The organism is Sporolactobacillus sp. Y61 (assembly GCF_040529185.1).
Lineage (GTDB): Bacteria > Bacillota > Bacilli > Bacillales > Sporolactobacillaceae > Sporolactobacillus.
Genome location: NZ_CP159510.1, coordinates 2097876 through 2116351, shown reverse-complemented (window position 1 = coordinate 2116351; position 18476 = coordinate 2097876). Strand labels below are relative to the sequence as shown.

The following is an 18476-nucleotide window of genomic DNA, read 5'->3' as shown; positions in this document are numbered from 1 at the left end:
TTATTCACAAACAGATGCAGGGAAAACACGCCATAACGTGTCTTCCCGGAAATTACTGATTACTGATCAGGCATTTTTCGTACAAGCCGCGATCTTTCAGGAGCTGAACCATAGTTTCCCCGATGGTTGCCGGTGTATCAGCCACGGAAACACCATGATCGCGCATGACGCGAACCTTTTCGTCAGCTGTCCCTTTACCACCTGAGATAATGGCCCCGGCGTGACCCATTCTTTTTCCCGGAGGAGCTGTTTTACCGCCTATGAAACCGACCAATGGTTTATCCATATTCTGTTCTGCCCAGGCGGCCGCATCCTCTTCACCATGCCCGCCGATTTCTCCAATCATGACGACCGCGAAAGTTTCCGGATCCTCATTAAACAATTTAAGCACATCGATAAAACTCGTCCCATTCACCGGATCGCCGCCAATCCCTACAGCTGTAGTCTGTCCGACATTCAGCTGAGACAGCTGGTGAACGGCCTCATAAGTCAGAGTCCCTGAACGCGAAACTACGCCAACATGGCCTTTTTTATGGATATATCCAGGCATGATGCCGATCTTTGATTCATCTGCCGAAAGGACACCCGGGCAGTTTGGACCGATCAGACGTGTCTTTTTATCTTTAAGATAGCGTTTCACTTTCACCATATCCAGAATCGGAATGCCTTCGGTGATGGCAATCACCAGGGATATGCCGGCATCTGCAGCTTCAATAATGGCATCCGCTGCAAAAGCAGGGGGAACGTAAATCACGGAGCAATCAGCCTGCGTTTGATTGACAGCGTCCCGCACAGTATCAAAAACCGGCACACCTTCAACCTGGGTTCCACCTTTACCAGGTGTGACACCCCCGACAATCCGGGTTCCGTAATCAAGCATCTGCCTGGTATGGAAAAGGCCCTGGGATCCGGTAATCCCCTGGACAATCACCCGGGTATCTTTGTGAACGAGAATACTCATTTTGCGACGCCTCCTGCAGCTGATTTAACCAGTGTCACGATTTTTTCCGCAGCATCCGCCATATTATGCGCAGGTGTAATATCAAGGCCGGACTGTCTGAGGATTTCCTTACCCCGTGCCACATTTGTTCCTTCAAGTCTGACCACAAGCGGGACATTCAGGTCAACCTGTTCAGTCGCCGCAACAATACCTTCGGCTATGACGTCACACTTCATAATGCCACCGAAGATATTGACAAGAATGCCTTTAACATTGGGGTCAGAAAGGATCAGACGGAAGGCAGCCTCTACTTTCTCCTTACTCGCACCGCCGCCGACATCAAGGAAATTGGCGGGTTCACCATGAAAAGATTTAATAATGTCCATGGTCGCCATCGCAAGACCCGCTCCATTCACCATGCAACCAATATTTCCATCAAGCGCGATATAGTTCAGGCCAAATTTTGAAGCTTCAATTTCTTTCCCGTCTTCTTCATCCAGATCCCTGAACGCCTGAACATCCTTGTGACGGTAAAGACCGTTATCATCAAAATTCAATTTTGCATCAAGGGCAAGAATCTCACCCTGCTTTGTGACCACCAGTGGATTAATCTCAGCAATTGAGCAATCTTTGTCAACAAACACCTGATAAAGTCCAAGCATGAATTTAACCGCTTTATTGACAAGTTTCTTTGGAATTCCAATGTCAAAAGCGATCCTGCGTGCCTGGAAAGGGGTCAGGCCGAGAAAGGGGTCCACCGCCTCACGATAAATCTTGTCAGGTGCTACGGAAGCAACCTGTTCAATGTCCATCCCGCCTTCTGAAGAAGCGATCACTGTGACTTGTGAAGAACTTCTGTCAAGTACCAGACCAAGATAGTATTCCTTTTCAATATCGCTTCCTTCTTCGATTAAAAGGCGCTTCACTTCTTTTCCTTCAGGACCGGTCTGGTGGGTCACCAGAATCTTTCCAAGGAGTTCTTCTGCAAAATCATGCACTTCTTTTTTACTTCCTGCAATTTTTACTCCTCCGGCCTTTCCTCTTCCACCTGCATGAATTTGTGCTTTAACCACAGTGACAGCCGACTGAAGTTTTTGAGCTGCTTCAACTGCTTCGTCAGGTGTAAACGCCACAAACCCTCTGGGGACAGCAACACCATACTGTTTCAACAGTTGCTTTCCCTGATACTCATGAATGTTCATTCGTTCCCCTTCTTTCATTTCATTGAATGTTTTGAAAAATGAAAGCCCTTTCTCCACATCTAGTATAACGAAATGCTGCTCCTTTTGTCCAATGTTTCGTAACATTATAGTCACAAAATATTCATATTATCGTTTTTTAGCACGATAAAAATGGAATCACGACAATAAAGTGAAACCTCAGCGGGATAAAGAGAGCGAATGTAATAGATTGATGCCGGTCACAAGAGATGAGTTCAGGAAAATTTCAGAGGGAGGGAATACTGAAAATAAGGAAAAGAGGGCAAATCAAAATGCATGATCTGTATTGTTACTATTCGGCAACTCAGTGCGCATTTCCTCCTTTTTTTTCATCAATTTTCCGGATATAAGCGAAAATTTCAGCAACAGCTTCATAAAGTTCAACAGGTATCATTTCATTCAGATCAAGCCGGGAAAGCATAGAAACAAGATCGGGATCTTCCTGTATTGGAATATTTAAAGACTTCGCCTTTTCAATTAACTGCTCAGCCATTTTTCCATCAGCTTTTGCTGAAACATAAGGCGCCTGGTCCTGCCCTGTTTTATAATTCAGAGCCACAGCCTTTTTCTTTTTAGAAGGTTCTCTGTCGTTCATACTTTCACATCCAGACGGTAATGTGATAAAACCAGTGGCTCACTCGCCCTTCGGATCAGCCCGGGATCCAGATTTTCAACCTGAGAAACGGAAATTAACTGATAATTCATAGCAGAAAGGTGCTGACTGAGTTCAGATTGTCCGTCCTTTAACAACTGACTCAGATCGGTCCTGCTGTTTTCGACAGTAAGAGACATCGATCGATTCTGAATTCGGATACAGATTATCGTTTTTTTCAGGTGAGGCAGGTCCAGACATAGAACAATCGTACATGAATCAGGAGAAATCTGCCCTTTTCTGCCTCTCTTACTCTCAAAATAGACCGTTGCATCCTCGATATCATTGTGCCGTGGAACGGGCAGTTGAAAAGAGAACTGTGCAACATCAGGATCTGAAGAAATCATTTGAATCTGATCGCCGGTGATACGCTGTACCATCTCAGATGCCGTTTTACGGATTTGAACCGGTGCTTCCTTATCCTGAACAACAGCAAGGAGCCCGGCTTTGAGAGAATGGCCATGATCCAGTTGTTCTCCGCTTTCGGCCTGTTTCAACAATTTATGCTCATATTCAAACCCCATAAGTTTCAGTACGTGCACGAAAAGAGAATAACTCGGATTTTCTGCCGGATGGCGGGTATCTGCCGGATTTGATCCGGAGATAAAAACGGAGAGTTGCTTCAAAAAATCTGAGGGCTTCATATTGATATTCAGTGCCTTCAGTAATTCATCCGCATCTTTAACTGTCATCATGCTGTTTAAGAAACGTTGAAGGGGCTGTAAACGGACCTCAGGCTTCCCAAGCCCGGCAAAAAAGTGTTGCAGCAGAAACAGTGAAGGGGTCTCACCTTTCATCCCGGAGGCCGGCAAAAGGGCAGACTCGGGGTGCAGAAGCTCAGCTATTGTTTTTTTCAGCGCCTCGATGGATGAGGTGACCTTATCCGAATGGAGCAGCTGATCCTGAAGTGTCGACAGCTGATGCGCAGCAGATTCTGACGTCATTAAATCACGGGCCATATCAAAAAATGTCCGGCTCAAAGGAAGATCACGATTAATCAGCCAGCGGATAGACTGGATATCTGAAGGAGCAGCAGATCTTCCCCGATTAATGCCCGGCTTGCAACGAGCATTTCACGGGTCAGGGGCTCGCCCATATCAAAGAATGACTGAACCAGCTGACGGTTTACAGCATCATCTTTTACCCTGAATGTCTCCAGAGTGCTCTGAACCATCGACTCCCCCGACGGTATCTGATTCCGATCTCCCGGACGGCGATGCAGAACCTGCGCTGTAACAGGCTGTGACAGTTGTTTAATCTGAAATAGATAGTCCTTCCCTGCTTTAAGCGGTGGATTTACTGCATCAATTTTTGCGATCACCTGATTTGCCCCTAATTGAAGGAGCACATTCCGATCCGGCAGGATTTCCATGACTCTTCCCCTGAGAATCTGTTCAGGAACGAATGTACCTGCCAGCTGACTCTGGCTGATCGCATAAGGCTGGAAATTCATGAAATCACCTTCAATATCTTTTTATGATTTCAGCGGAGCAAATGTCATGCGATGCTCCGGACAGGGACCCAGTTTCCTGATCGCCTCAACATGCTCCTTTGTCCCGTAACCTTTATTTCCTGAAAATCCATAACCGGGATATACCTGATCCAGCTCATTCATAAGCCTGTCCCGGGTGACCTTTGCGATAATTGATGCGGCGGCAATTGAGTTACTCCGTGCATCGCCCTTTATGAGCGAACTCTGATCAATTTCGAGTGGCAGGCGCATGGCATCGATCAGAAGATAATCCGGCTTGATCTTCATATTTTTTACTGCCTGCACCATGGATCGCCTTGCTGCCTGGTATATATTCACAGAGTCAATTTCACGGGCCGAAACCATCCCGACACTGACTGATAAAGCATTCTGCTGGATCTGTCTGTACAACAGGTCACGCTTCGAAGGAGTCAGTTGTTTTGAATCATTAAGTCCGGGTAAAACCGTATCCGTTCCGAGTATCACACAGGCTGCAACAACCGGGCCTGCAAGCGGGCCTCTGCCGGCTTCATCGATGCCGGCAACATGTTGGAAGCCCTGATCCCAAAGTTCCTGTTCATAACGGTTCATTTCATCGAATTTTTCGATCAGCAATTTTCTGCGCTGCTGCTTTCGCTCCCAGATCCTGATCAGGTGCCGGACACCGGCACGTGAATCATGTTCCAATGCTGAATAATCTTCAGGTGACAGAGTTTGTACAGCCTGCAGTTTTTCTTTAATCTGAGCAACGGTCATGTATTGCATGTTCTTCCCCTGTCTTTTATATCGGTAAAGAAATGGTTTTCTTTAATGCCGGCCTGCGCTTCAGACGCGCTTAACCGGAAGGTGATAAAGCTCCGCCAGGATTAAACCGGCGGGGTCTGAAGTGTCAGATGACCCAGCTTTTGATTCCTGTAATCCCTGACGATCAGCTCAGACGTCCGATCATAATCGATGCTGCCGCCTTTCATCAGGCAGCCCCTGTTTCTGCCTATCTGATCAAAAAGAGAAACAATCAGATCCTGCTCATTTTCGTCTGTGACTGAGCGGTTGACAGGCGGCAGCTTATAACGTTCAGAAAGCTGTGACGGATACCTGCGTATTAAAATTTTCAAAATAAAAACAGCTATTTCCTGAAAATCCAGCAAATCTTCTTTAATAGCCCCTGTTGCCGCCAGATACAGGCCGACTTCGTGAGATTTGAACTTCGGCCACAGAATCCCCGGGGTATCGAGCAGTTCCATTGTATTGCCTGCCCTTATCCACTGCTGGGCTGTCGTGACGCCCGGGCGGTCACCAATCTTTGCAATTTTTCTCCCCGCAAGCCGGTTAATCAGGGTCGATTTGCCGACGTTGGGAATCCCAATAATAAGGGCACGGTCAGCATGCGGCCGGAATCCTTTTTGCTCCAGTTTTGCCCGTCGACCGGCAGTCATCCGGTGAACAACTTCCGGTATGGCTGATACACCCTTGCCTGTTCTGCTGTCTGCCTGGTGGGCGATATAGCCCTGACGTTCATAATAATTTTCCCATTTTTGTGTGATGAGCTTATCGGCCATATCCGCCTTATTCAGTATCAGCAGTCTGGATTTTCCTGAGGCCATTTCGTCAACAAGCGGATTCCGTGAAGCTTCCGGAATTCTGCTGTCGACAAGCTCGATAACAACGTCTATCTGCTTCATTCTCTCGATCATCTGTCGTCTGGCCTTAGCCATATGACCAGGATACCATTGAATCGTCATGTGAACGCCTCCTTTCTTTTTTACGTGCAATTATTGTGGATCATCCCGTGAAAAGAGAGGGAAACGCCCCTGCTCCACATTCTTTCATGATTTGTTTCATCCATTTCATGTTTTCTTTAAGAGTATAAAAAGGAGTCTGGTTTCCCAGACCCTTTTTCGATTCTTATTGACATGATAAAAAAATTATCTGCTTTTGATTCTCGCTTTTTTACCGCGGAGTTCACGGAGATAATAAAGCTTTGCCCGGCGAACCTTGCCCAGACGAACCACATCAATTTTATCAATCTTCGGCGAATTCACCGGGAAGGTCCGTTCGACACCGACACCATAAGAAATCTTTCTTACGGTAAATGTCGCACTTATTCCGGTACCGTGACGCTTAATGACAACACCTTCGAACACCTGTATACGTTCATGTGTTCCTTCGGTGATTTTTACGTGTACCTTTAGTGTATCTCCGGGTCTGAAATCCGGGACATCGGTACGCAGCTGCTCTTTAGTAATCTCATCAATCACGTTAGACATAACAGTAATGGCCTCCTTCCGTACAAATGCTCTTACAGCCTCCTTTGACTGCAGCGGAACATCGTATTCAACTTACAAATGCCACGAATTTAATAGTACCATATTGTTTCATGAATATGCAAGCAGACCGGCGGATTTATTCCTGTTTAAATTCTCTCAGCCATTTCCTTTCCTGATCGGACAAAGGCCTGCCCTTAAGCAGATCCGGTCTGCGTGTGAAGGTTCTTCTGAGGGATTCTTTATGACGCCATTCGGCAATCCGTTCATGGTTTCCTGACAGCAGGACATCAGGTACTTTCATCCCTCTGAAATCAGCCGGACGTGTATATTGAGGATGTTCCAGCAATCCATCGGAAAAAGAATCCGTTAAGGCGGATGTGTCATTGCCGAGTACTCCCGGAAGAAGCCTGACGATGCTGTCGATCATCGACATCGCCGCCAGTTCTCCTCCTGTCATCACAAAATCACCAATGGAAAATTCATCCGTGACCAGGCAACGGGCGACCCGTTCATCAACCCCCTCATAGTGCCCACAGATAAAAACAAGGTGTTTTTCTCCGGAAAGATCGATGGCATCCTTCTGTCGAAAAGGTTTACCCTGTGCAGAGGTGAGGATGACACGCGACGCTCCGCCTCCTTCAGTGCTGACCGATTTAGCGGCGTCAAACAGAGGCTGAGGCATAAGAACCATTCCTGCCCCCCGCCAAAGGGATAATCGTCAACTTTACGATGCTTATTTTTCGTATAATCCCTGAAATCTGTGATATGGTAAGAAACTGCTCCTCTTTCAGCGGCCCGTCCTAAAATAGACTCGGACAGTACCCCGCTGAACATATCCGGAAAAAGGGAAAGTATGTCAATCTTCATGATCGATCAGCCCCGGTATTAAATGAATGGTTACCTGTTTCTTTTCGGTATCAACGGCTTTGACAACATCTTTGATATAAGGGATCAGCAGATCTTTTCCTTCAGTTTCCACAACCCAGACGTCATTTGCGCCTGGTGATAATATTTCTTTTATCCTGCCAAGGCGCGTTCCGGTATCTGTCATCACCTGTGCACCGATGATCTGATAATAATAGTAGGATCCCTCTTCCAGCTCAGAAAGCTGCTCACGAGGCACATACAGGGAACATCCTTTATATTTTTCTACAGCATTAATTGAATCATAATCCTTAAACGTCAGACAGTCGAACGTCTTCCGTCTGGTAAAGCCGGTCACTGTCAGGGGGTGATACGTGCTGGTTTTCTCATCATGCACATATAAAAGTGCACCTGTGGCAAAACGTTCATCCGGAAAATCAGTAACGCTGATCACTTTAACCTCCCCCTTTATGCCCCGTGTATTGACAATTTTACCGACATATTGCCAATGTGTCACAATCATTCCTCCTTGCCTGGTATATAGTGAAAAAGAGAAGGGAACTGTCCCCCTTCTCTTTTTCACTGGTACATATTCAGAGATAACTCCCGTCACAGTGTTTATCTCTGGAATTTAGCATGATGAAATTTCTCCATAAGTCCCTTCCTGGAGAAGAGATTACGGACCGTGTCGGATGGCTGTGCACCTTTCTTCAGCCAGTCCAGTGCTTTCTCCTCGTCCACATCAAAAGCCTTGGGTGTGGATACCGGATTATAAGTTCCAATTTCTTCGATAAAACGGCCGTCACGCGGCGCACGTGAATCGGCAACAACGACTCTGTAAAATGGACGTTTTTTTGCTCCCATACGTTTCAGACGAATTTTAACTGACATAAATAAACACCTTCCTGAAAGTTTACTGTTTTGCTGTATTCCCTGCCGTAATGCTTACGTAAACGGCAGATTAAAGGGATTCCGACGCTTCCTGCCCTTGCCGCCGCTGCCCATGAACTGCTTCATCATGCGTTTCATGTCTTTGAATTGTTTAAGCAGCCTGTTCACGTCGGCGATAGAAGTCCCGCTGCCAAGAGCGATCCGTTTCCTCCGGCTGGCATTGATCATATCAGGATCATTTTTTTCCTGAACGGTCATGGACCGGATAATAGCTTCAACCTGATCAATTTTTTTATCATCAATCTGCATATTCTTCATACCCTTGAACTTGTTTGCTCCGGGCATCATGGCAAGCAGATCCTGAATCGGTCCCATATTACGGACCTGACCGATCTGATCAAGGAAATCATCCAATGTAAAGCTGACGGACAGAATTTTCTCCTCCATCTCTTTGGCCTTTTCCTGATCGACGTTGGCCTGTGCCTTCTCAATCAGGGAGAGAACATCACCCATACCAAGAATGCGGGAGGCCATTCGATCCGGGTGGAAAGGTTCAAGGGCATCCATCTTTTCACCCGTACCGACAAATTTAATCGGCGTTCCAGTCACTGAGCGGATCGATAAAGCAGCTCCGCCGCGTGTATCCCCATCCAGTTTCGTCATGATAACCCCTGTGAGATCAAGACGCTCATTGAATGCGGAGGCAACATTGACGGCATCCTGTCCGGTCATTGCATCAACGACAAGAAAAACTTCATCCGGATGACTGACAGCCTTAATCTTTTCCAGTTCATCCATCAGCGTGTCGTCAATATGAAGCCGGCCGGCAGTATCAATCAGGACAAGATCGTTGTGCTCTTTACCGGCCTCCTCAAGTCCCCTGCGGACAATATCAACAGGATTGACCTGATCGCCCAGCGAAAAGACAGGGATATTCAGCTGACTGCCTAAAGTCTGCAATTGTTTAATCGCAGCAGGGCGATAAATATCGGCAGCGATCATCAGCGGTTTCTTATTATTCGACTTGCGAAGATAATTTGCCAGCTTGGCAGCGGATGTCGTTTTACCGGCACCCTGCAGCCCGGCAAACAAGACAACCGTAGGCGGCTTCAATGCAAAATTAAATTTTGTCTGTTCACCGCCCATCAGTGCAGTTAATTCTTCTTTAACCACTTTGATGACCTGTTGACCGGGTGTCAGACTTTTCAGCACTTCCTGACCAATTGCCCGTTCCTGAACACGTTTAACAAAGGATTTAACAACCTTGAAATTAACATCGGCTTCAAGAAGAGCCAGACGGATTTCCCGTCCCATCTGCTTTACATCAGATTCGGAGACTTTACCTTTGCCACGGATTTTCTTCATCGTTGCCTGTAGTCTTTCAGACAGACCTTCAAATGCCATTCTTCTCACTTCCTAATCCAATTTCTCCATCCGGTCGAGAACCGAATCTACTATCCGGCGATCATCACTGTCCATCTTGCCTGCTTCCGTACGTAATTCCCGGATTAAAGACTGTCGTGACTGGTACTTCCGGAAAAGCCCCAATTTTTCTTCGAAGGCTTCCAGTGCGTGTTCCGCCCGTTTCAGGTTATCATATACTGCCTGTCTGGTAACCTGGCATCTCTCGGCAATTTCACCCAGCGAAAGATCATTGAGATAATAAAGGTCCAGGTATTCCTGTTGTTTAGGGGTGAGAAGCGGCTGATAAAAATCATATAGGGCATTGACTCGTAAAACCTTCTCAAGCATAGTAAAATCCCCTTAAGTGTAAAGGCTTTTCCTTTACAGACTCATCATACAGAAACCTGCCCACACTGTCAAGTTTTTATCTTAACAGTTCACTTTTCTTTTACATCCGGTGTATTAAAAAGATCTGAGAATATTCCATAGAGAAAGGCATCAGCATCAAAAACCTGCAGATCATTCATTTTCTCTCCGAGACCAACCAGTTTGACAGGGATATCAAGTTCATGGCGGATGCCGAGAACGATGCCGCCCTTTGCCGTCCCGTCAAGTTTTGTAAGTACAATACCCGTAACATTAGAAGCTTTTTTAAAAAGTTTCGCCTGATTGAGCGCATTCTGGCCGGTTGTAGCATCAAGAACGAGAAGTACTTCCTGCAGTCCGCCGGGACACTCCCTTTCGATGACACGCTTAATCTTCTCCAGCTCTTTCATCAGATTGACTTTATTTTGCAGACGACCGGCTGTATCGCAGAGAAGCACATCCGTACCACGTGACTTTGCGGCTTTTATCGCATCATAAATGACCGATGCGGGATCACTTCCCTCCTGGTGTTTGATCACATCAATCTGCGCGCGATCCCCCCAGACCTTCAGCTGATCAATGGCACCGGCACGAAAGGTATCTGCTGCAGCCAGCAGAACGGTCTTCCCCTCTTTTTTGAGCCTGTAGCCCAGTTTGCCAATTGTCGTCGTCTTACCGGCACCGTTTACGCCAACCATCAAAATCACGGTTAATCCATCCGGGTTCATCTGAAGTTTTGTCTCTTCTTTATTTTTGGTCAGAAAACCTGATAGCGTCTCAATAATAACTTCTTTCAGTTCTTCGGTTTCTTTGATATTTCTTGTTTTTGCTTCGTCTTTCAGCTGTTCGACAAGATCAAGAACCGTCGTCATGCCGACATCCGATTCAATCAGGATATCTTCCAGTTCTTCAAAAAATTCTTCATCAACCTTCCTGTATCTCTTGACCAGGTTATTCATTTTATCAGAAAACGATTTTCTGGTTTTACTTAACCCATCTCTGAATTTTTCTGTTGCCGTTTCCGTTCCGCCGCTGATCTTCTCTTTCATCCTGGTGAAAAAATTCATAGTTCTGCCCCCTTCAAAAAATGACGGTATGTATCGGCCATTACCCGCCGGTCTGGAGTAATTCATCCGTTTTTTCCAATCTTACAGACACCAGTTTCGAGATGCCCGACTCCTGCATGGTCACCCCATAAAGGACATCAGCATGCTCCATCGTACCGTGCCGGTGCGTCACCACAATAAATTGCGTTTCGGAACTAAAGTTCTTAAGAAATTCGGCATATCGGTCCACATTGGCATCATCCAGTGCCGCTTCCACCTCATCCAGAACGCAGAACGGTACCGGGCGAATCTTGAGAATAGCAAAAAGAAGTGCAATCGCCGTCAGTGCCCGTTCTCCACCTGAGAGAAGGGAGAGCCGCTGGAGCTTTTTCCCCGGCGGCTCGGCAAATATTTCAATGCCGCTTTCAAGTAGATCGTTCGGGTCGATCAATTTCAGATCTGCACGTCCGCCGCCAAAAAGTTCCTGAAAAACCATCTGAAACTGGCTGCGGATTTTCGTAAAGGTTTCGGAAAAGCGTCTGGCTACTTCACGATCCATCTCTGTCATCACATGTTCCAGAGTTTCACGGGCTTTAAGGAGATCATTCCGCTGGTTTGTAAGGAACTGATAACGCTCAAGTACATGGTCATATTCCTCAATGGCTCCAACATTGATCGTCCCAAGTTCATCGATCGCCCGTTTGATCAGTTTAACCTTCTTTCGGGCATCCTCAGGATCGATCTTAAGCCGATAGTTTTCCCTTGCTCTGTCAATCGTCATTTCGTAATCTTCCCGGAGGGCATCGAGTAAATGGTCAAGCTGGACGTCAAGGCGCTCCAAAGCAACCTTTTCATTCTGAAAGGCCTGTGTCAGATGATCATATTTTCCCCGGTCCCTTTTCATTTCGGACTCCAGCCCGGCAATTTCAGAATGATCAGCGGTCCGCTTTGCTTTCCGCTCTTTCAATAATGCCGCAAGGTGTTCTTTTTCACGCTTTGATCGCTCTGCCTCCATCCTTAATTTCTCTTCAGACAGAACCTGATCACTCAGATCTGCATCTACCCCTTCAGCAGATGACCTGAGTGCGTCAATAGAGGCAGTAAGCTCTTCGACATGTGCTTTCATCTGTTTGACTGTCTCCTGCTGATGAATCACAATCTGATTCTGCGATGCTGTCTCTACCTTCAGGGCGGTGATTTCTTTTTCCAGAGCACTTCTTGCAGACATTCGATGATGACTGGTTTCCGTTAATTGATTGATTCTGGCCGTCAGCGCCTGCTCTTTTTCCTCGTTTTCGGCGGTTATTCGCTTGATTTTATTGAGTCTGGCGTTTATTTTATTTTCCTCAGCCGCATAATCACCGTGTTCCCGGGTCAGTAATTGATAGTTGTCCCTGCTGCTTTTTTCTTCAGCACCGGCCTCGAACAGATGGGACCTGAGGTTTTGCATTTTCTCATCATTTTTTTTCAGCGAATCAGCCAGTTTCCCTCTTTTCAGCTCGTCGGAAGAGAGTGTATTTTTTAATTCAGAAAACTGCGCTTTCAGTTCACGTACTTTTGTGCGCATTTCCCTGAGCTGGTTTTTTATTGTCTCAATCTCAGAGTTTCTGCCAATCAGCCCTGAACCATTCTTCTTCCGGCTTCCACCTGTCATGGCCCCGCCGGGAGAAACAACATCGCCGGCCAGCGTGACGATTCTGAATTTATATCCCATCACATGGGCCAGCTGATTCGCCTGTTCCAGCGTCTCGGCAATAATGACCGAACCTAAAAGATGTCTGATGACGGTAAGGTATTTCGCGTCACACGTAACGAGTTCGTCGGCCGTGCCGATAAAGCCGGATCTCTTCTCAAGCTGCCTTCGCTCATTCACCGGAAGAAAACGGGGCCGCATCACCGATAAAGGAAGAAACGTGGCACGACCCGCCTGATTCTTCCTGAGAAAATGAATGGCACGTCGTCCCGATGCTTCATCGGCGACCACCACGCTCTGGGAAGAGCCGCCAAGAGCGACTTCAATAGCTGTCTGGTACGCCTGATCCACACGAATCAGTTCGGCCACAGCCCCGGATATACCCTGCAACCTGTGTCTGTTTTTCAGAACCATCCTGACACCCTGATAGAAGCCTGCATAATCTTCCTTCAGCGCTTCGAGCATTTCCTTTTTAGATTCCGCCTGATCAATGAAACGGGTAATTTTCTCAAGAGCATGCTTTTGTTTTGTGTAACGGTTGTGCTGCTGCTCCAATGCAGAATCAGCATCATCTAACGCTTTACGCAGCAGGTCCCCTTCTGCAGTTGCCTCCTTCAGCTTCCGTTCCGCCAGCTGTCTTCCGGATTCTGCTTCTTGGACCCGTTTAGACGCTGCATGGATCTGTTCATCAGTCAGAGATCGCTTATGGCTGATGGAAGCATGCTGATCATTCAGATAGCGGGTCTCATTTCTCATAGACGCCTGCTGATTTAACACGTCAATATATTCAGCCTTCACTTTTTCAATCTGTTCGTCAAGGTTCTGGTCAAAATCAGTATATTTAGTCTGCTTTTCCTTCAGACTTTTATTGAGACGCTGCATTTTCGCACGTTCTTCAAGAAAAACAGTTTCTGCTTTCTTATACTGCTCCTGCTCTTCTTTCAGCTGACGCGTCAGCTGTTCAATCCGTTCTTTTAAGTCCTGGGAACTGCCTTCTGTATGTCGTTTCCTTTCCTTCAGGACATGCTGCCGGCCAAGAATTTTCTCGAGGTTTTCTCCTGCTTCAGCCAGTTTTGACTGGCACTCATCGATTGACTGATCGAAATGATCAAGCCGTTCTCTCATCGTCTGGAACCGCTCCTCTGTCTCATGAAGCGTTTTTTCAAGTTCTGATTTGCGGCGATTCAGATCCTGAACACGCTTTTTCTTTTCCGTCCAGGAGTGATGAATCCGGTCGATATCATACACGAGCAGTGCAACATCTACCTGCTTGAGTTCTGCTTTCTTTGCAAGGTAATCTTTGGCAACAGAAGCCTGCTTTTCCAGGGGATCCAGCCTGTTTTTCAATTCATGAAGAATATCTTCAACCCGATTCAGATTATCTTCGGAATCGACGAGCTTTTTCGCCGCCGCCTGCTTCCGCAGTTTATATTTAAGTACTCCGGCAGCTTCTTCAAATATTTTGCGCTTGTCTTCCGACTTGCTGTTTAATATTTCATCTATTTTACCCTGTCCGATGACAGAATAAGCTTCTTTCCCAAGTCCTGAATCCATAAACAGATCAACAATATCTTTCAGTCTGCAATTCTGACGATTTAACATAAATTCGCTTTCACCCGACCGGAATACGCGCCGGGTGACGACGATTTCACTGTAGTCCAGCGGGATGTACTGATCGCGATTGTCAAGGGTCAGCGTCACTTCCGCCATATTAACTGCTTTTCGCGCGTCACTTCCGGAGAAGATAATATCCTCCATCTTCGAACCGCGCAGCGACTTTGCCGACTGCTCGCCGAGTACCCAGCGTATCGCTTCAGTGATATTGCTCTTTCCGCTCCCGTTTGGCCCGACAACAGCTGTCACTCCGGGAACGAATGTCACGGATGTTTTATCGGCAAAGGACTTGAAACCTGAGATATCCAGCCTTTTCAGAAACATCCTGATTCCTCCATTCTGCTTCTCCTGCCGGTAAAGGAAACAGCCGGGATTTCCCGGCTGCTTCCTTTACCCCGAGATCTTTTTAAGTGCTTCCCGTGCCGCACTTTGTTCCGCATCTTTTTTTGACGGTCCCTTACCGTTTCCCATGACCTCACCGTTTAACTGAACTTTTGCAATAAATTCACGATGCTGAGCCGAGCCCTTTTCCAGAGTGACGTCATAATCAATCTGGCCAAGGTCTTTACTCTGAACCGTTTCCTGAAGCTGACTTTTAAAATCCATCACATGGGAAAAAGTACCATCAGCGATTTTAGGATAGACAACCCTCTCAAGAAATCTGTTGACCTCCGCCAATCCCTGATCGAGATATAATGCTCCGACAAACGCCTCAAATACGTCGGCCAATAACCCCGGCCGATTGCGTCCGCCTGTGGATTCTTCACCGCGCCCCAGAAAGATCTTATTTTCAAGAGAAAGCGTATGGGCAAACATGACCCATCCTGTTTCACAGACAATGGCCGCCCTCAGTTTTGTCATATCTCCTTCTGAAAGATTGGGGAAATGTTTAAACAAGTACTGCGACACCATTAATTCGAGAACCGCATCTCCGAGAAATTCCAGTCTTTCATAATCTTTCTGAGTACCCTGGCGATGCTCATTCACATAGGATGAATGTGTAAAAGCCTGATAAAGCAGATCCTTGTTCTTAAAAGTAAAAGAAAACTCTTTCAGAAACTGGTCAATATGAGCCAGAGTTTCTTTGTCTCTTATATCCTGTTTATTTGAACCGGACAAACAAAATCACCTCCATCTGCCGTAACATGAGAGGCCTGTAAAAAATAAGACCCCGTATTCATAAACAGGTTTATAAAAACGGGGCTTGTGCGTTTCTCATGTCATGATACGTGGCTCTGTATGTAATTCACTACATCACCAACGGTCTGTATTTTTTCTGCATCTTCATCTGAAATCTCCAGATTGAATTCATCTTCCAGTTCCATCACAAGTTCGACGATGTCCAATGAATCCGCGTCGAGGTCTTCTTTGAATGAAGCTTCCGGTTTCACATCTGCTTCATCAACACCAAGTCTGTCGACGACGATCTTTTTTACCCGTTCCAGCACATCATTTTCTGCCATGCTTTCACCCCCCCTCAAGAATACACGAATAAAAGCGACAGGAAAGACTGTTTTAGGTCAATACCCGTTTTTCCTGTGCATCCATATCACAGCTCCGGGCATACTTCAATTATTTTATTGCATCGCCATACCACCGTCAATACTTAATATTTGACCGGTCATATAGCTACTGTCTTTTGAGGCTAAAAAAGCGACAGCCTTTGCAACGTCTTCCGGAGTTCCCGGACGCTGAAGGGGAATCTGCTTTTTCATCTGTTCCTTGACCTCATCGGAGAGCTGCTCCGTCATTTCTGTTGTGATAAAACCAGGGGCAACAGCATTAACTGTGATCCCGCGTGCAGCAACTTCTCTTGCTGCAGATTTTGTCAGACCAATCACTCCTGATTTTGCGGCAACGTAATTCGCCTGCCCGGCATTTCCGAGTATTCCGACAACAGAGGCGATGTTGATAATCCTTCCGCTTCTCTGACGCATCATCGGGCGCAGTGCAGCTTTCGTAACCAGAAATACGCCTTTCAGATTGATGTCAAGAACAGCATCCCAATCTTTTTCTTTCATTCTCATCAACAGACCGTCCCGTGTAATGCCCGCGTTATTTACGACAATATCAAGCGTTCCAAATGTCCGGATCACGAATTTTATCATGTCCTTAACCTGATTCTCCTGTGATACATCGCAATGAACGACCGCGGCGTCCCGGCTAAGCGCTTTGATCTCCGCAACAGTTTCTTCCGCTTTTGACTGATTTCCCGCATAATTAACCGCTATCGAGGCACCTCGCCGGGCCAGCTCAAGTGCGATGGCCTTCCCGATTCCTCTGGACGCCCCCGTTACAAGTGCAACTTTTCCATTGAGCTCCACTTTTATACACACTCCTTCAGTTTTTCCGCAACCTCATCCAGACTCTTCAGATCGTTCACCTGTAGTAGGGTACAACCACGGTGTATCTTTCTGATGAGTCCGGAAAGAACACGCCCGGGGCCGATCTCTATATACGTGTCTACATTCAGGCTGCGTAGTTTTTCAATGGATTCGACCCAGCGTACGGGCGAATAAAGTTGTTTCACCAGATTGCGGATGATGTCTTCTTTTGATTTTTCGAGTTCAGCCGTACTGTTTGCAACTACGGGAATATCAGCATTCCCGGCAGTTAAACCATCAAGCACACGGCGGAATGCATCTGCCGCCGGACGCATCAGAGCAGAATGGAAAGGACCGCTGACAGCAAGGGGAACCACACGTCTTGCCCCTGCTTGTTCAGCTAAACGGGACGCCGTCTGAACTCCGGCCAATGTACCGGATATTACGATCTGACCCGGAGCATTCAGATTCGCCATCTGGACAGATGAGCCCTTCTGCGTGACCTGGGTACATATCCGGTCCAGCGTTCCGGGATCAAGACCCAGTACGGCAGCCATGGTGCCCTCACCGGCCGGTACAGCCTGTTCCATCAGCAGTCCTCTCTGTCTGACAGCATATACGCCGTCTGAAAGGCTGAACACACCGGCCGCATAAAGCGCACTATACTCACCCAAACTGTGTCCGGCGACATAATCAGCTTTCACTCCTTTTTCTGAAAGCAGTCTGTATAATATGGCACTGACGGTGAACAGCGCCGGCTGCGTATTCTCAGTTCGCTTCAGCTTTTCCTCCGGACCGTTAAAAATAAGGTCGGACAGCGGGAAGCCAAGCCGGGAGTCAGCAGATCTGAACATTTTTTCAGCTTTCGGGCAGCTCTCAAACAGATCTTTCCCCATACCGACATTTTGCGAACCCTGTCCCGGAAAAACAAATGCTATCTTGCCCATGCTGTTTCCTCCTGTTTTCATATGAACTCATTCATCTATGTAGTAATCATTTACCGTTTTTCTTTACCTTTACTGCGATGTGAACGGAACATAGTAAAAATGCCTCTGAATACGTGATCCTGACCCGCATAACTGTTCACCTCAACAACCGTTCGAATTCTTTCTTTCTTGACGACTCTGGCCTTGGCAACGACACGCTCCCCGGCCTTCACGGGTCGTATGAAATGAATGGATGCTTTGGATGTCAGAGCGAGATCATTATTGATTACGGCCACCGCCAGTGAATTGGCCTGAGCAAACAAATGATGGCCTCTTGCTATCCCTGTTCTTGAAAAAACATGATTCTGATTAATATCCAATATAGAGATGGCGGATTGATCAAGCTGTAAATCGATTATTTCACCGATCACTTCTTCTCTGTGAAGGGCTTTTACTTCATCAAACTGTTTTCTTGCCACATGTTTGATTCTTTCCCTGAGTTCAGGAATGGAAAGTTCCAGGCGATCCAGCCTGATCGTCTGTACACTGACGGAAAAGTGTTGCGCCAGTTCATCATCAGTGATAAACGGATTATCCTGTATGGTTTGTTTCAGTGCAGCCTGTCTGTCCTGTTTTGATTTCCTCATTACTATGACACCGCCGGTAAATATATCGCTGATCTTTCACAGGATCACACGCATGCGTATTCATGAGTTAAGACCAGATAATAATAGTAAGTATACCATAATTCCAGGCACAGGTGAATGAGACGGTGTCCTCACGTACATACGAAATTCA

General features: G+C 46.7%; 19 protein-coding genes and 1 pseudogene. All 20 read right to left on the bottom strand.

What is annotated here, in order from left to right:
* Positions 1 to 52 precede the first annotated feature (52 nt).
* The 20 genes and pseudogenes from sucD to fapR all read right to left on the bottom strand — a co-directional run bounded on the left by sucD (position 53) and on the right by fapR (position 18325).
* Entirely contained in the window at positions 53 to 961 is a 909-nt protein-coding gene (sucD, locus tag ABNN70_RS10000; protein ID WP_129929220.1) for a succinate--CoA ligase subunit alpha, read from the bottom strand.
* On the bottom strand, positions 958 to 2142 hold the full coding sequence (gene sucC, locus ABNN70_RS09995; RefSeq protein WP_129929219.1) for an ADP-forming succinate--CoA ligase subunit beta: 1185 nt from the start codon (positions 2140 to 2142) through the stop codon (positions 958 to 960). The genes sucD and sucC overlap by 4 nt, the downstream gene beginning before the upstream one ends.
* Positions 2143 to 2464: 322 nt before the next feature.
* On the bottom strand, positions 2465 to 2755 hold the full coding sequence (locus ABNN70_RS09990) for an EscU/YscU/HrcU family type III secretion system export apparatus switch protein (protein WP_129929218.1): 291 nt from the start codon (positions 2753 to 2755) through the stop codon (positions 2465 to 2467).
* Positions 2752 to 3792 carry a hypothetical protein gene (locus tag ABNN70_RS09985; RefSeq protein ID WP_353947706.1) on the bottom strand — a complete coding sequence of 347 codons (1041 nt, stop codon included), beginning with the start codon at positions 3790 to 3792 and terminating at the stop codon, positions 2752 to 2754. The genes ABNN70_RS09990 and ABNN70_RS09985 overlap by 4 nt, the downstream gene beginning before the upstream one ends.
* Positions 3793 to 3809: 17 nt before the next feature.
* Positions 3810 to 4265 carry a hypothetical protein gene (locus ABNN70_RS09980; RefSeq protein ID WP_353947705.1) on the bottom strand — a complete coding sequence of 152 codons (456 nt, stop codon included), beginning with the start codon at positions 4263 to 4265 and terminating at the stop codon, positions 3810 to 3812.
* Positions 4266 to 4286: 21 nt separating this feature from the next.
* Complete coding sequence (locus tag ABNN70_RS09975; RefSeq protein ID WP_353947704.1) at positions 4287 to 5048, bottom strand: ribonuclease HII; 762 nt, start codon at positions 5046 to 5048, stop codon at positions 4287 to 4289.
* A 101-nt stretch (positions 5049 to 5149) separates the two neighbouring features.
* Positions 5150 to 6025: a ribosome biogenesis GTPase YlqF gene (gene ylqF, locus ABNN70_RS09970; RefSeq protein WP_353947703.1), complete on the bottom strand. Its 876-nt coding sequence runs from the start codon at positions 6023 to 6025 to the stop codon at positions 5150 to 5152.
* 183 nt (positions 6026 to 6208) lie between these two features.
* On the bottom strand, positions 6209 to 6550 hold the full coding sequence (gene rplS / locus ABNN70_RS09965) for a 50S ribosomal protein L19 (protein WP_129929214.1): 342 nt from the start codon (positions 6548 to 6550) through the stop codon (positions 6209 to 6211).
* Between the two features lie 136 nt (positions 6551 to 6686).
* Positions 6687 to 7417, bottom strand: a pseudogene (gene trmD, locus ABNN70_RS09960) (tRNA (guanosine(37)-N1)-methyltransferase TrmD).
* Positions 7407 to 7931 carry a ribosome maturation factor RimM gene (gene rimM, locus ABNN70_RS09955; protein ID WP_353947702.1) on the bottom strand — a complete coding sequence of 175 codons (525 nt, stop codon included), beginning with the start codon at positions 7929 to 7931 and terminating at the stop codon, positions 7407 to 7409. Before rimM ends, trmD begins: the two are co-directional and overlap by 11 nt.
* A gap of 101 nt (positions 7932 to 8032) precedes the next feature.
* Complete coding sequence (gene rpsP, locus ABNN70_RS09950) at positions 8033 to 8305, bottom strand: 30S ribosomal protein S16 (protein WP_129929211.1); 273 nt, start codon at positions 8303 to 8305, stop codon at positions 8033 to 8035.
* Positions 8306 to 8359: 54 nt separating this feature from the next.
* Complete coding sequence (ffh, locus tag ABNN70_RS09945) at positions 8360 to 9709, bottom strand: signal recognition particle protein (protein WP_353947701.1); 1350 nt, start codon at positions 9707 to 9709, stop codon at positions 8360 to 8362.
* Between the two features lie 12 nt (positions 9710 to 9721).
* Positions 9722 to 10057 (bottom strand): putative DNA-binding protein, encoded by a 336-nt coding sequence (locus ABNN70_RS09940; protein WP_129929209.1) that lies wholly within the window; start codon positions 10055 to 10057, stop codon positions 9722 to 9724.
* A gap of 89 nt (positions 10058 to 10146) precedes the next feature.
* Positions 10147 to 11142 (bottom strand): signal recognition particle-docking protein FtsY, encoded by a 996-nt coding sequence (ftsY, locus tag ABNN70_RS09935; RefSeq protein WP_129929208.1) that lies wholly within the window; start codon positions 11140 to 11142, stop codon positions 10147 to 10149.
* A gap of 40 nt (positions 11143 to 11182) precedes the next feature.
* Positions 11183 to 14752, bottom strand: a complete 3570-nt coding sequence (smc, locus tag ABNN70_RS09930; protein WP_353947700.1) for a chromosome segregation protein SMC — start codon at positions 14750 to 14752, stop codon at positions 11183 to 11185.
* 66 nt (positions 14753 to 14818) lie between these two features.
* Positions 14819 to 15523 (bottom strand): ribonuclease III, encoded by a 705-nt coding sequence (gene rnc, locus ABNN70_RS09925; protein ID WP_240697288.1) that lies wholly within the window; start codon positions 15521 to 15523, stop codon positions 14819 to 14821.
* A gap of 125 nt (positions 15524 to 15648) precedes the next feature.
* Positions 15649 to 15891: an acyl carrier protein gene (gene acpP / locus ABNN70_RS09920; RefSeq protein ID WP_129929205.1), complete on the bottom strand. Its 243-nt coding sequence runs from the start codon at positions 15889 to 15891 to the stop codon at positions 15649 to 15651.
* A 114-nt stretch (positions 15892 to 16005) separates the two neighbouring features.
* Positions 16006 to 16752, bottom strand: coding sequence for a 3-oxoacyl-[acyl-carrier-protein] reductase (gene fabG / locus ABNN70_RS09915; RefSeq protein ID WP_129929204.1), 747 nt, complete (start codon positions 16750 to 16752; stop codon positions 16006 to 16008).
* A gap of 2 nt (positions 16753 to 16754) precedes the next feature.
* Entirely contained in the window at positions 16755 to 17699 is a 945-nt protein-coding gene (fabD, locus tag ABNN70_RS09910) for an ACP S-malonyltransferase (protein ID WP_353947699.1), read from the bottom strand.
* A gap of 50 nt (positions 17700 to 17749) precedes the next feature.
* Positions 17750 to 18325, bottom strand: coding sequence for a transcription factor FapR (gene fapR, locus ABNN70_RS09905; protein ID WP_129929202.1), 576 nt, complete (start codon positions 18323 to 18325; stop codon positions 17750 to 17752).
* Positions 18326 to 18476 lie beyond the last annotated feature (151 nt).

Bases quoted from the DNA above. Each gene is read 5' to 3' on its own strand.
- ABNN70_RS09980 (WP_353947705.1), bottom strand. From the start codon at position 4,265: ATGAATTTCCAGCCTTATGCGATCAGCCAGAGTCAGCTGGCAGGTACA.
- rplS (WP_129929214.1), bottom strand. From the start codon at position 6,550: ATGTCTAACGTGATTGATGAGATTACTAAAGAGCAGCTGCGTACCGAT.
- rpsP (WP_129929211.1), bottom strand. From the start codon at position 8,305: ATGTCAGTTAAAATTCGTCTGAAACGTATGGGAGCAAAAAAACGTCCA.
- ABNN70_RS09990 (WP_129929218.1), bottom strand. From the start codon at position 2,755: ATGAACGACAGAGAACCTTCTAAAAAGAAAAAGGCTGTGGCTCTGAAT.
- sucC (WP_129929219.1), bottom strand. From the start codon at position 2,142: ATGAACATTCATGAGTATCAGGGAAAGCAACTGTTGAAACAGTATGGT.
- ABNN70_RS09940 (WP_129929209.1), bottom strand. From the start codon at position 10,057: ATGCTTGAGAAGGTTTTACGAGTCAATGCCCTATATGATTTTTATCAG.
- fapR (WP_129929202.1), bottom strand. From the start codon at position 18,325: ATGAGGAAATCAAAACAGGACAGACAGGCTGCACTGAAACAAACCATA.
- acpP (WP_129929205.1), bottom strand. From the start codon at position 15,891: ATGGCAGAAAATGATGTGCTGGAACGGGTAAAAAAGATCGTCGTCGAC.
- ftsY (WP_129929208.1), bottom strand. From the start codon at position 11,142: ATGAATTTTTTCACCAGGATGAAAGAGAAGATCAGCGGCGGAACGGAA.
- sucD (WP_129929220.1), bottom strand. From the start codon at position 961: ATGAGTATTCTCGTTCACAAAGATACCCGGGTGATTGTCCAGGGGATT.
- ylqF (WP_353947703.1), bottom strand. From the start codon at position 6,025: ATGACGATTCAATGGTATCCTGGTCATATGGCTAAGGCCAGACGACAG.
- fabD (WP_353947699.1), bottom strand. From the start codon at position 17,699: ATGGGCAAGATAGCATTTGTTTTTCCGGGACAGGGTTCGCAAAATGTC.
- smc (WP_353947700.1), bottom strand. From the start codon at position 14,752: ATGTTTCTGAAAAGGCTGGATATCTCAGGTTTCAAGTCCTTTGCCGAT.
- ABNN70_RS09975 (WP_353947704.1), bottom strand. From the start codon at position 5,048: ATGCAATACATGACCGTTGCTCAGATTAAAGAAAAACTGCAGGCTGTA.
- ffh (WP_353947701.1), bottom strand. From the start codon at position 9,709: ATGGCATTTGAAGGTCTGTCTGAAAGACTACAGGCAACGATGAAGAAA.